Source organism: Achromobacter sp. Root565 (assembly GCF_001427425.1).
In the GTDB taxonomy this organism is placed as follows: domain Bacteria; phylum Pseudomonadota; class Gammaproteobacteria; order Burkholderiales; family Burkholderiaceae_B; genus Achromobacter; species Achromobacter spanius_D.
This window is the reverse complement of sequence record NZ_LMGO01000001.1, coordinates 1338400-1351174: the sequence shown is the minus strand read 5'-3', so window position 1 is coordinate 1351174 and position 12775 is coordinate 1338400. Positions and strand designations below refer to the sequence as shown.

12 protein-coding genes are annotated in these 12775 nt (G+C 66.8%); 9 read left to right on the top strand and 3 right to left on the bottom strand.

The window, feature by feature from the left end:
- The first annotated feature begins 114 nt into the window (after window positions 1–114).
- From ASD71_RS06090 to ASD71_RS06060, 7 genes are all read left to right on the top strand, one after another.
- A complete protein-coding gene (locus tag ASD71_RS06090) occupies window positions 115–609 on the top strand; it encodes a hypothetical protein (RefSeq protein WP_056561145.1) in 495 nt (164 codons plus the stop codon).
- A 318-nt stretch (window positions 610–927) separates the two neighbouring features.
- Complete coding sequence (locus ASD71_RS06085) at window positions 928–1650, top strand: response regulator transcription factor (RefSeq protein WP_056561142.1); 723 nt, start codon at window positions 928–930, stop codon at window positions 1648–1650.
- Window positions 1651–1660: 10 nt separating this feature from the next.
- On the top strand, window positions 1661–2530 hold the full coding sequence (locus ASD71_RS06080) for a CoA ester lyase (protein ID WP_056561139.1): 870 nt from the start codon (window positions 1661–1663) through the stop codon (window positions 2528–2530).
- 283 nt (window positions 2531–2813) lie between these two features.
- Window positions 2814–4445 carry an ATP-binding cassette domain-containing protein gene (locus ASD71_RS06075; protein WP_056561135.1) on the top strand — a complete coding sequence of 544 codons (1632 nt, stop codon included), beginning with the start codon at window positions 2814–2816 and terminating at the stop codon, window positions 4443–4445.
- Between the two features lie 135 nt (window positions 4446–4580).
- On the top strand, window positions 4581–5450 hold the full coding sequence (gene asd / locus ASD71_RS06070; protein WP_056561132.1) for an archaetidylserine decarboxylase: 870 nt from the start codon (window positions 4581–4583) through the stop codon (window positions 5448–5450).
- A 200-nt stretch (window positions 5451–5650) separates the two neighbouring features.
- Window positions 5651–6799: an alpha-hydroxy acid oxidase gene (locus ASD71_RS06065; protein ID WP_369818958.1), complete on the top strand. Its 1149-nt coding sequence runs from the start codon at window positions 5651–5653 to the stop codon at window positions 6797–6799.
- Window positions 6800–6934: 135 nt separating this feature from the next.
- On the top strand, window positions 6935–8104 hold the full coding sequence (locus tag ASD71_RS06060; protein ID WP_056561125.1) for a metallophosphoesterase: 1170 nt from the start codon (window positions 6935–6937) through the stop codon (window positions 8102–8104).
- Window positions 8105–8135: 31 nt separating this feature from the next.
- Here ASD71_RS06060 and ASD71_RS06055 read toward each other — a convergent pair whose 3' ends face one another.
- Both ASD71_RS06055 and ASD71_RS06050 read right to left on the bottom strand, forming a co-directional pair.
- Window positions 8136–8591 (bottom strand): Lrp/AsnC family transcriptional regulator, encoded by a 456-nt coding sequence (locus ASD71_RS06055; protein WP_056561122.1) that lies wholly within the window; start codon window positions 8589–8591, stop codon window positions 8136–8138.
- Between the two features lie 97 nt (window positions 8592–8688).
- Window positions 8689–9480, bottom strand: a complete 792-nt coding sequence (locus ASD71_RS06050) for a MetQ/NlpA family ABC transporter substrate-binding protein (protein ID WP_056566472.1) — start codon at window positions 9478–9480, stop codon at window positions 8689–8691.
- A gap of 192 nt (window positions 9481–9672) precedes the next feature.
- Here ASD71_RS06050 and rocD point away from each other — a divergent pair, with 192 nt between their 5' ends.
- Window positions 9673–10908, top strand: coding sequence for an ornithine--oxo-acid transaminase (gene rocD / locus ASD71_RS06045; protein WP_200949359.1), 1236 nt, complete (start codon window positions 9673–9675; stop codon window positions 10906–10908).
- A gap of 79 nt (window positions 10909–10987) precedes the next feature.
- Window positions 10988–11908: an arginase gene (rocF, locus tag ASD71_RS06040; RefSeq protein WP_156395176.1), complete on the top strand. Its 921-nt coding sequence runs from the start codon at window positions 10988–10990 to the stop codon at window positions 11906–11908.
- Window positions 11909–11921: 13 nt separating this feature from the next.
- Here the strand turns inward: rocF and ASD71_RS06035 are convergent, their stop codons facing one another.
- A complete protein-coding gene (locus ASD71_RS06035) occupies window positions 11922–12662 on the bottom strand; it encodes an IclR family transcriptional regulator (RefSeq protein ID WP_056561119.1) in 741 nt (246 codons plus the stop codon).
- Window positions 12663–12775 lie beyond the last annotated feature (113 nt).

The window sequence follows — 12775 nt, the reverse complement described above, 5'->3', positions numbered from 1 at the left end:
TCCCGCAGGCGGGGGCCGCCAACGTCAGTTGTTACAGCACACACCTGAAACAATTGGTATCATGCGCATCTCCGGGGGCCTTTGCGCCCCCTCCCCGCTTCTTTTCGTTCAGGTATGGATCGTTCTCGCCTTGTAGGGGCCGCGCCGGCCCAGTCCGCCCCCGTGCGGCACAGCATTTTCATTTACACCGAAGAACAACGCGGCAACCAGATGGTCGAGTCGCGCGTGATCGGCATGATGTCCGACGTGTCCGGGTCGGAAAAACTCATCGTCGTGGAAGACCCCTTCCATAGCCTGAAGTACGTCTACCGCATCGACCACGAAAGCAACAACCTGGACGCGGCCGCCATCACCGAGATCGACGAGTCGCTGTTCAACGGCAAGTCCTCGATCGAGATCAACGCCATGTCGTACCGGCTGGGCACCGCGGAGAACGCGGCCAAGCTGCTGCGTGGCAAGACGCGATGGATCCAGGATAAGGGTTCGGTGCTGTCAGTGCTGCTGCAAAATGCTGCTGCGCGCAAAACGCGCTTTGCGCCGGCCCGGATTGAGCGCGATCGGATGCGCAAAGTGCCCGATGGCGTGCCGGTGGAATTACTCCCTTCGTAGGTGGGACGGTATCCGGGCTGGTTTTTCTTATCCACAGAATTTGTGGATAAGAAAAACCGAAACGCCCGGCTGATGGCCTTTCGGGCGATGCGCATCGGGCTGCGCAATTTTTGACCAATCGATTTTTGCCCATCGCTTGGATCACATCCTTGATCCATGCCGCGCCGCCGCATCGGCGGGAATGATATTCTGCGCGCACGCAGATCAGATACGCATAACGTCGTCCCCCGATTTTCCGCGCGAACGCGGCCCTCAAAGAATTCACAGCATGACGAGAACACACCTGTTCGCCCAAGGACCGCGAGAGCGCGCCGCGCCGTGACGATCATCGTCGTCGACGACCACGGGGATTGGCGCGATTCCATCGCCGAGTACATCCAGGACCTGGGCCTGGACAAAGCCATCCTCACTGCGGGCTCGCTGGCCGAGCTGGACAAGCTGTTGCTCACCGTCACGCCCGCGATCCTCGTGCTGGACGCCATGCTGCCGGACGGCGACGGGCTGGCGCGCGTGTCGCATCTGCGCACCACCTATCCGTCCATGGGCATCATCATGCTCACCGGACGGCTCCTGAGCGAAGACAAGGTGTCGGGGCTGAGCCTGGGCGCCGACCACTACCTGACCAAGCCCGTCAACCTGGCCGAGCTGGGCGCCACGCTCGTGGCGCTATCGCGGCGCCTGCGCGTCGTGCCGGCCGCCAACGCCGAGGACGCGCAATCGGACGCCTGGCGCTTCGACCCCGCGCGCCGCACGCTGACCTCGCCCAGCCAGGTCAGCGTCGACATCACCGACACCGAAAGCCGCCTGATCGGCGCGCTGATCCAGGCGGCCCCGCTGCCGCTGTCGCGCGCCCGCCTCGTTGAAGCCCTGGGCGCCAGCGCCGAGGCCTACGACACGCACCGGCTGGACGCCCACATGCACCGGTTGCGGCGCAAGCTGCGCGAGCTGGCCGGCGGCGACCTGGGCATCCGCACCGTCTATGGCGTGGGCTACGTCTGCACCACGCCCGTCACCATAGTTGGCGGCTTGCCCAAACTCTGAGACCGCCCGCATGAATGCCCCTATCCGCCCCCGCCGTTCCGTTCTCTACATGCCCGGCGCCAACGCGCGTGCATTGCACAAGGCGCGTACGCTCGATGCGGACGTGCTGATCCTCGACCTGGAAGATGCGGTGGCGCCCGACGCCAAGGCGCAGGCCCGCGCCCAGGTCGCCGCCGCACTGCGCGAAGGCGGCTACGGACGGCGCGAGTGCATCGTGCGCGTCAACGCCTTGGACACGCCCTGGGGACTCGACGACGTGCGCGCCATCGCACAGGCCGGCGCCGATGCCGTGCTGTTGCCCAAGGTCGAGACCCCCGCCCAGTTGGCGGCGCTGGCGCAGGCGCTCGATGCGGCCGGCGCGCCCGCGGACCTGCCACTGTGGGCCATGGCGGAGACGCCGTTGGGCTTTTTACGGCTCGATGCCATTGCCGGCGGCCACCCGCGGCTGGCCGCCATCGTCGTTGGCACGTCGGATCTGGTGAAGGACCTGCATGCCCGCCACACGCCCTCGCGCAATGAGACCCTGCTGGCGCGCTCGCTGGCGGTGATGGCGGCGCGGGCGCACGGCCTCGCCGTGCTGGACGGCGTGCATCTGGACCTGAACGATGACGCGGGCCTGCAGGACACCTGCCGGCAAGGACGCGACCAGGGCTTTGATGGCAAGACGCTGATCCATCCCCGCCAGATCGCCGCCGCGAATGCGGCCTTTGCGCCGACGCCTGAAGAACTCGACACGGCGCGCAAGCGCCTGGACGCGTGGCAAGCCGCGCAGGCCGAGGGCAAGGGCGTGGCGGTGGTCGACGGGGCATTGGTGGAGAACCTGCACGCAAGCGAGGCCGAACGCGTGCTGGCCCTGGCTGCGGCGATTCAGGCGCCGTAGGGAGGCGGAGCTTCCTGGCCGAAGCTACGCGCCCGGACCTGTCCGGCCGAAGCTCCCCGGCCGAAGCTCCCCGCCCGGACCTGTCCGGCCGAAGCTCCCCACCCGGACCTGTCCGGCCGAGTACAATCCCCCCCTTCGTTCGGATGGGGTTCGCTTTCATCCGATCCTCCTCGCGCCGGCGCGCACGTTGCGCGCGCCATCCCGCCCCGGTTTCCGCTTTCCCGCACCGCGCCCTTCGCGGGTGCCTTGCCGCGCGCGCACCGCGCCATCCAGCCCTACATCCATGATCCGTTTCCAACAAGTTTCACTCATGCGCGGCGTCAAGCCGTTGCTCGACAAGGTCGACCTGCTTCTGAATCCCGGCGACAAGATCGGCCTCATCGGCGCCAATGGCGCGGGCAAGTCGAGTCTGTTCGGCCTCTTGCGCGGCACGCTGCACGCCGACCAGGGCGACCTCGACTATCCCGCATCCTGGCGCGTGGCCCACGTCGCGCAGGAAACGCCCGCGCTCGACCGCCCAGCCATCGAGTACGCCATTGACGGCGACACCACGCTGCGCAAGCTGGAAGCGGAACTGGCCGCGCTGGAAGCCGAGCCGGAAAGCGCGGAGAACGGTCTGCGCATGGGCGAGATCTATGCGGCGCTGGCCGACGCCGACGCCTACACGGTCCACTCGCGCGCCGAGCAGCTCTTGACCGGCCTGGGCTTCACGCAGGCGCAGATGCACCTGCCGCTCACCAGCTTTTCGGGCGGCTGGCGCATGCGCCTGAACCTGGCCCAGGCGCTGATGTGCCCGTCCGATCTGCTACTGCTGGACGAACCCACCAACCACTTGGACCTGGACGCGATCATCTGGCTGGAAGATTGGCTCAAGCGTTATCCGGGCACGCTCATCGTCATCTCGCATGACCGCGATTTCCTGGACGGCGTGGTCAACGTCATCGTCCACATCGACGAGCGCAAGCTCAAGCGTTACTCGGGCCATTATTCGTCCTTCGAACGCCAGCGCGCCGCACAGCTTGAATTGGCGCAGGGCATGATGGAAAAGCAGATGCGCCAGCGCGCGCACCTGCAATCGTTCATCGACCGTTTCAAGGCGCAGGCCAGCAAGGCACGCCAGGCGCAGAGCCGGATCAAGGCCCTGGCGCGCATGGAAGAAGTCGCGCCGCTGCGCGCTGCCGCCGAATTCTCGTTCGAATTCCGCGAGCCGCTGCGCGCGCCCAATCCGCTGCTCACGATGGACAAGGTCAGCGCGGGTTATCGCATCGAGGACGAGGTCACGGAAGCCGTGTCCGACAAGATCATCGTGTCGGGTATCAACTTCTCGCTGCAGGCGGGCCAGCGCATCGGCCTCTTGGGCATCAACGGCGCGGGCAAGTCGACCTTCATCAAGACCATCGCGGGCGAGATCGAGTCGCTGGCCGGCGACACGCAGTTCAACAAGGGACTGTCCATCGGTTACTTCGCCCAGCATCAGGTCGAAATGCTGCGCCACGACGAATCGCCGCTTTGGCACATGACCAAGATCGCGCCGACCGTGCGCGAACAGGAACTGCGCAACTTCCTGGGCAGCTTCAATTTCAACGGCGCCATGGCTACCAGCTCGATCGCGCCGTTTTCCGGCGGAGAAAAGGCGCGGCTGGCGCTGGCGCTGATCGTGTGGCAACGCCCCAATCTGCTGCTGCTGGACGAGCCGACCAACCACCTGGATCTGGAAACGCGCGAGGCGCTGACGGATGCGCTGGCGCAGTTCGAGGGCACGCTGGTGCTGGTATCGCACGACCGTCACCTGCTGCGCGCCACCACCGACCAGTTCATCATCGTCGCCGATGGCAAGGTCAACCCGTTCGACGGCGACCTGGACGACTACAAGGATTGGCTCTACAAGACCAAGCTGGCGGCCAAGGCGGCCTGACGCGTTTTTGCGCGCCGCGCGCGTCCAACCGCGTTACAATCGCGGCGAATTGCCGGACTCCAGCGTCGACCTGGCCCGCGCGGCAACCATCAACCACGTCCCGCTGTATGCGGGACGCGTTTTTTAGCGCCATAGATGCCTATCAAAGACCAACTATTTCTTGCCAGCCAGTATCTCGCGCCGCACCACCTGGTGTCGCGCTTCTTCGGATACGCATCGGACTGCCGCGAACCCGCGGTGAAGAACTGGATGATCTCGCGTTTCGTCCGCAAGTACGGCGTGAACATGAGCGAGGCGCTGCAAGAAGACCCGTTGGCCTACGACTGCTTCAATGACTTCTTCACGCGTGCGCTGAAAGACGGCGCGCGGCCGCTGGACGAAGAACCGGGCTCGGTGGTGTGTCCGGCCGATGGCGCCATCAGCCAGATGGGCGCCATCGAACAAGGCCGCATCTTCCAGGCCAAGGGCCACAGCTACGGGCTCGCCGACCTGCTCGGCGGCGACACCGAACGCGCCGCGCCGTTCCAGGGCGGCCAGTTTGCCACCATCTACCTGTCGCCCAAGGACTATCACCGCGTCCACATGCCCGTCGCCGGCACGCTGCGCGAAATGGTCCACGTGCCCGGGCGCCTGTTTTCCGTCAATCCGCTGACCGCCCGCAACGTGCCGCGCCTGTTCGCGCGCAACGAACGCGTCGTCTGCATCTTCGACACCGAACACGGTCCCATGGCCGTCGTGCTGGTGGGCGCGATGATCGTGGCGTCCATCGAAACCGTGTGGGCCGGTCTGGTGACGCCGTTCAAGCGCCGGGTCAAATCCGTGCGCTACGACGCCGCCGCCCGCGCCCCCATCTTTCTTGAAAAGGGCGCCGAGATGGGCCGGTTCAAGCTGGGTTCCACGGCCATCGTCCTGTTCGGACCGGACAAGATCCGCTGGGCCGACACGCCCTCGGTGCTGGGCCCGGTGCGCATGGGTGAGCTGTTGGCGCTGCCCACGCAGGCCTAGACCTCCGTATCGCAGCCTGTTCGCCGCAAGCGAACGGGCCGCTTCTGTTTTATTCGCTTTCTGCGTTCAACAGGCGTTGCTAGATTACGGGCTTTTACCGGCCCGCCATGACTACCACCGCCCTGCCCGCCGCATCCCCTGACGCCACCCCCATCGTCACCCCTGGCGCCGCCGCCAAGCTGCCCCGCGCGCTCGGGCGCATGCTGTCCCTGGACGATTTCGAAGCCGCGGCGCGCCGCCGGCTGCCACGTCCGATCTTCGGCTACATCGCCGGCGCAGCCGAAGACAACCAATCGCTCAACGGCAACCGCGAGGCCTTTGCGCAGTACGCGTTCACCCCGCGGGTGCTGGTGGATGTGTCCCGCCGCACGCAGCAGACTGACCTGTTTGGCCGCACCTACGCGTCGCCCTTCGGCATCGCGCCCATGGGCATCAGCGCGCTGTCGGCCTACCGCGGCGATATCGTGCTGGCCCGCGCGGCACGCGAGCAGAACGTGCCCGCGATCCTGAGCGGGACGTCGCTGATCCCGCTCGAAGCCGTCATCGCCGAAGCGCCCGGCACCTGGTTCCAGGCGTACCTGCCCGGCGACCCCGCCAAGATCGATGCGCTGATCGAACGCGCGCGCCGCGCGGGCTTTGAGACCCTGGTGCTGACCGTGGACATCCCCGTGTCCGCCAACCGCGAGAACAACGTGCGCACCGGATTCTCGACGCCGCTCAAGCCCAGCCTGCGCCTGGCCCTGGACGGACTGGCGCGCCCGCGCTGGCTGGCCGGCACGTTCCTGCGCACGCTGCTGGCGCATGGCATGCCGCACTTCGAGAATTCCTTCGCCACGCGCGGCGCGCCCATCGTCTCCGCGTCGGTGCTGCGCGACTTCTCGGCGCGCGACCATCTCAGTTGGGAACACGTGGCGCACATCCGCCGGCAATGGCCGGGCACGCTCGTCATCAAGGGCATCCTGCATCCACGCGACGCCGCACTGGCGCGGCAGCATGGCGCGGACGGCATCATCGTGTCCAATCACGGCGCGCGCCAGCTCGACGGCGCGATCTCGCCGCTGCGCGCGTTGCCGGGCGTGGTCGCCCAGGCCGGTGCGATGACGGTGATGATGGACAGCGGCGTGCGGCGCGGCGGCGATGTGCTCAAGGCGCTGGCCCTGGGCGCACGCTGCGTGTTTGTGGGCCGTCCCTTCAACTACGCCGCGGCGGTGGGCGGCCAGCAAGGCGTGGCGCATGCCATCGGGCTGCTGCGCGCCGAGGTCGATCGCAACATTGCCATGCTGGGCATCAACCGCCTTGACGAGATGGACGCCAGCCTGATCTGCCGGGAAGGCGAGCTGCCGGTCTGAGGGTCCCGCGCCAGGCGGTGGTGCTGCGCCAGGCGGACGCGCAGCGCTGCGTTTATCAGTCCAGGCGCCGGCGGAGCATAGAATGGCGGTTCCCTGATTCCCTGCGCGTCGGCTACGGCGCGCCCGCCCGCCGCCGTGTCCCTGCGCCAATCTTCATTCTTCCTGCGCTTTCTGACCCTGGGCGCCCTCGCCCATGTGTACGTCGGCGCCCGCCTGATCCCCGACCTGCTGCTTGGCGGTGAAGGCACTGCCGCCGCCATCCTCTTTCTAGTGCTTTCGTGCGTGCTGATCCCGATGGGCATGCTGGCGCGGTCCTCCGTCAACCCGCCGTGGGGCGACCGCATCGCCTGGGTCGGCCTGCTGGCCATGGGACTGTTCTCGTCGCTCTTTGTGCTGACCGTGCTGCGCGACGCGCTCATGCTGCTGCTGTGGCTGGGCAATCTGGCAGCAGGTGCCGATCTGCCGTGGATCGCCCTGCGGCGCGCCAGCGCGTGGACGGTCATCGGGCTTGCGCTGGCCGGCACGCTGGCGGGGTTCTACAACGCGCGGCGCCGCGCCCGCGTGGTCGACGTGGACGTGCCGATCGCCGGCCTGCCGCAAGACCTGGACGGCTTTTCCATCGTGCAGATCAGCGACATCCATGTCGGCCCGACCATCAAGCGCCGCTATGTGCAAGCCATTGTCGACGCGGTCAACGACCAGTTGCCCGACATGATCGCCATCACGGGCGATGTGGTGGACGGCAGCGTCGAGCAGCTTGCCGCGCAAGCCCGTCCGTTGGGCGATCTGCGCGCGCCGTTCGGCGTGTATCTGGTCACCGGCAACCACGAATACTATTCGGGCGCGGGCCCGTGGATTACGGAATTCCGCCGCCTTGGGCTGCGCGTTCTCTTGAACGAGCATGCCGTGATCCATCCGTCGGGGCTGCCGGTGGTGGTGGCCGGCGTCACGGACTTCAGCGCCGGCGCCTTCGACCCGCAGCAACGCAGCAATCCGCGCGCGGCGCTGGCCGGCGCGCCGGCCGACGCCTTTCCGCGCATCCTGCTGGCCCATCAGCCGCGCAGCGCGGCGGCGGCCGAGCCGGCCGGCTACACGCTGCAGCTCTCCGGCCATACGCATGGCGGGCAGTTCTTTCCGTGGGGATTCTTCGTCCGGTTTCAGCAACCGTTTACGGCGGGGCTGCATCGGCTGGGACAGATGTGGGTCTACACGAGCCGCGGCACCGGCTATTGGGGCCCGCCCAAGCGCTTGTGGGCGCCGTCGGAAATCACGCGCCTGCGGCTGCGAGCCGCCCCTGCCCGTTGAACCGCGGGGCTGCCGTTCAGGCGGCCTGCGATCAGGCGGCCTCAGGCAGCGGCCCGCGCTCCAGATAACTGGTCAGGGCGATATCGCTGGTCGTGTTGGAGATGCCTTCGATCTGGTGGATGCGCGCCAGCAGCAGTTCCAGCGCCTGGGTATCGCGCACGCGCACTTTCAGCAGCATGGCGCTCTTGCCGGTAATGGTGTGAATCTCCTCGACCTCGTTCAACTCGGCCAGGCCCAGCACCTGCTGAGTGATCGTCCAGTTGATCGTGTCCACATGCACGAAGGCCAGCAGCGGCCGGCCCATCTTTGCGCCATCGAGCTTGGCGGCGATGCCCTTGATGAGCCCGTCGCGCTTGAGCCGCTTGACCCGCTCGTGCACCGCGGGCGCCGACAGGTTGAGCTGTTTGCCCAGCTCCGCATAGCTGGGCGTGGCGTCGTCGGCCAGCAGCGTCAAGAGTTTCCGGTCGCGGTCATCGAGGTCAGACATTGGAATCAGGTTCGGCACGCAGCGCGGCCGGCCTTTGATAAGAAGGGTTTGTCGGGGCAAACCCTGATTTTATTCCGATTGCCGACCGGTTAACGCCCTACCAGGGAAACGAAATCAGATCGCCATACAGCCGCTTGAGCGTCGCCTTCACTTCGGGCGAGTTCTGATAGATGGCAATGAACTTCAAGAGACGCGGGTCCTGCGCCTTCTCGGGCTTGGCCACCCAGCGGATGGCGTAGCGCCGGATGCTGTCCGGATCGGTATTGTCGAAGGCCAGCCCATCCTTTTCGTTCAGCCCCGCCTGCTTGGCGAACGTCGTGTAGGTGACCGACGCCGTCACATCATCGAACGTGCGGGCCGACTGCGAGCCTTCGATCTGGACGAATTTGAGCTTCTTGGGATTGGCCACCACGTCCTGCAGGCTGGCCTGATGGGCAACGCCCGGCTTGAGCGTAATCAGCCCCATCGACTGCAAAAGCAGCAAGGCGCGGCCGGTGTTGACCGGGTCGTTCGGCACCGCGATGGTCGCGCCCTCGGGCACCGGGTCGCCCTTCTTCAGCTTCTTGGAAAACAGCCCGATGGTGGTCGAATAGCCGTACGCAATCGGCTGCAGGTTGGCGCCGCGCCGCTGGTTGAAGAGCTCTAGAAACGGCGCATGCTGAAAGAAGTTGGCGTCCACCGAGCCGTCGGCCACGGCAATGTTGGGCAGCACCCAATCATTGAATTCCACCAGCTTGACGTCCAATCCCTGCTGCTTGGCCTGGGCAATCGCCAGTTCGGTGGCTTCGTTGGCCACGCTGGCAATCACGCCGATGCGCAGGGGCTGTTCCTGCGCCGCTGCCGGCGCAACCACCGCCAATCCCAGCGCCGCCACCGCGGCGCCGCGCATCAGTTTGTTAAGCAATTGGTGCACAAGCATGTCAGCTATCCACAGAATCGGAACGCCGGACGACGGTCCGGCACAGGCGCTATTGTGCAGCACCCGGCGCACCAGCCCCGGAAAGGCCTTTGTCATGCAATGGCAATGCCAAGCCGTGCTGGCGGCGCTAAGATGGCCCCAATACGCCCTTGGGAGACGTGCATGCATGCCGTGATGACCCCCCAGCCCGGCGCGCAGTCCGCCGCCAGCCGCCGCGACCACATCGAAGATCAGTTGGGTGCGCACAACTACCATCCGCTGGACGTCGTGCTGGCGCGCGGCAGCGGCGTCTGGGTCTATGACGTCGACGGGCGCAAATACCTGGACTGCCTGGCCGCGTATTCCGCCGTCAACCAGGGCCATTGCCACCCGCGCATCCTGGCCGCCATGACCGAGCAGGCGCAAAAGCTCACGCTCACGTCGCGCGCCTTCCGCCATGACCAGATGGCGGGCTTCTACGAAGATCTGGCGCGCCTCACGGGCGCCCACAAGATCCTGCCCATGAACAGCGGTGCCGAGGCCGTGGAAACCGCCATCAAGGCCGTGCGCAAGTGGGGCTACGAGGTGCGCGGCGTGCCCGAGGGCGAGGCCGAGATCATCGTGTGCGCCAACAATTTCCATGGCCGCACGCTGGGCATCGTGGGGTTTTCCACCGACCCCGACGCCTATGGCCATTACGGCCCGTTCGCCCCCGGCTTCAAGGTTGTGCCTTTTGGCGACTTCGACGCCTTCAATGACGCCATTTCCGACCGCACGGTCGCGTTTCTAGTCGAACCGATACAGGGCGAAGCCGGTGTCGTGATGCCGCCCCCCGGGTACTTCAGGAGCGTGCGCCAACGCTGCACGGAGCGCGGCATCACGCTGATCCTGGACGAGATCCAGACCGGCCTGGGGCGCACGGGCAAGCTGCTGGCCGAGGAGCACGAAGGCATCGAAGCCGATGTCACGCTTGTCGGCAAGGCGCTGTCCGGCGGCTTCTATCCCGTGTCCGCCGTGCTGTCCAATGCCGACGTGCTGGGCGTCTTCCAGCCCGGGCAGCACGGCAGCACCTTCGGCGGCAATCCGCTGGCGTGCGCCATCGCGCGCGCCGCGCTGCGGGTGCTGACCGAGGAAGGCATGATCGAGAACGCCGCCGCCGTGGGTGCGCATTTTCTGGAGCGCCTGCGCGCGCTGCCCGGCCCCGTGCGCGAGGTGCGCGGACGCGGCCTGATGCTGGCCGTGGAACTGGAGCCGGACGCTGGCGGCGCCCGCCTCTGGTGCGAACGGCTCCAGGCGCGAGGCTTGCTGGTCAAGGACACCCACGGTCATACCCTGCGCCTGTCGCCGCCCCTGATCGTCACGCGGGACGAGGTGGACTGGGCGTGCGACCAACTGGCGGCGGTGCTGTCCGCCGCCTGATCCCCCACTCTGAACACCGCAATACGGAGCATGCGAATTGACGAACGCGTTGACGAACGACTCGGCTAACACCCCCACCCTGCCTACCCAAGTCACCCTGATCGGCGCACCGACCGACATCGGCGCCGGCGCGCGCGGCGCGTCGATGGGACCTGAAGCGCTCCGAGTCGCGGATCTGGGACCGGTCATCGAGGCCCAGGGCTTTCAGGTCCGCGACCGCGGCAACCTGTACGGCCCCGCCAATCCCTGGCTGCCGCCGGTGGACGGCTATCGTCACCTGGAAGAAGTGACCGCGTGGAATCAGGCAGTGCACGATGCCGTGTACGAAGAACTGGCCGAAGGCCGTCTGCCCGTCCTGCTGGGCGGAGACCACAGCCTGGGCATCGGCTCGGTCAGCGCCGTCGCGCGGCATTGCCGCGCCGCCGGCAAAAAGCTGCGCGTGCTTTGGCTGGATGCGCACGCCGACTTCAACACCCACCTGCTCACGCCCACCGGCAACCTGCACGGCATGCCGGTGGCCTGCCTGTGCGGCAACGGCCCCGCGCCGCTGACCGGCATGTCGGGCGAGTGCCCGGACATCGATCCGTCCTGCGTGCGCCAGATCGGCATCCGCAGCGTCGACCCCGGCGAAAAGCGCCTGCTGCACGACGCCGGCCTCGAGGTCTTCGATATGCGGTATCTGGATGAGATGGGCATGCGCGCCACCATGCAGGCCGCGTTGGCTGGCCTGGACGCCGACACGCACCTGCACGTGAGTTTCGACGTGGACTTCCTGGATCCCGAGATCGCGCCGGGCGTGGGCACCACGGTCATGGGCGGCCCCACCTACCGCGAGGCCCAGCTCTGCATGGAAATGATTGCCGACACCGGCCTCATGCGTTCGCTGGACGTGGTGGAACTGAATCCCGCGCTCGACGTGCGCAACCGGACAGCGGAGCTCGCGGTGGATCTGATCGAGAGCTTGTTCGGTAAATCCACGCTGGTGCGCCGCGGGCCCTGATATCGCCGTCCGCTTATCCCTCCCGATCGCGCCGGATCGCCTCGGCCGCTTCGCGCAGATGCATCAGGTTCTCCTCGCGCTGCGCCCACACTCGCGGCGTGGGCCCTGCCAGGCATAGCGCGTACCATTCGCCGCCCAGATCCAGTGCGACGGCCAAGCCCGTCAGGTCCGCAACGCTCTCCCCCACGTTCGACGCCCAACCCCGCTCGCCAGCTCTGTCCACGTCAGCCAGCAGGTCTTCGCGGGTTGTCAGTGTGCGGTCCGTGTAGCGCGTGTATTGCGCCGCCGCCAGCACGTGGTCGCGCTCGGCGGCCGGCAGACGCGCCAGGATGGCCTTGGCGACCGAACTGGTGTGCAGCGGCCGGCGTTCGCCCGGCCGCGCCGCGTAGTGCACGGGCTGCGTCGACTCGGCCACGTCCAGGAACACCACGGCGCCATCCTGGATCTTGCCCAGCATCACGGTTTCGTTGGCTGCGTCGCGCAGCGCGGAAAGACGCGGCCGCACCAGATCCAGCCAGGGGTCGCCCGCCAGGATCTGCGCCGCCAGACCGTGCAGTTTGCCAGTGGGGTAATACCCGGCGCGGCGCCGGACTTCGTACAGATACCCCCGCGCCACGAGCGTGCGCACCAACGCCAGGCAGCTCGACATCGGCGCGCCCAGCCCTTGGGCCAGTTCGGTCAGCGGCATGGGCCGTTTCGTCTGCGCAAACAGCTCCAGCAACTCCAGTGTGCGAGCGACAAGTTTCACTTCCACGGCGTCGGCCCTCCTTCGTGGCAACGGGGTTTCGGCACCCGCACTAGGGTGTTCCACCGTGTTGACTTTTCATGTGCAGGTACCTAAATTCTTGCACAGGAATTTGCATTCAC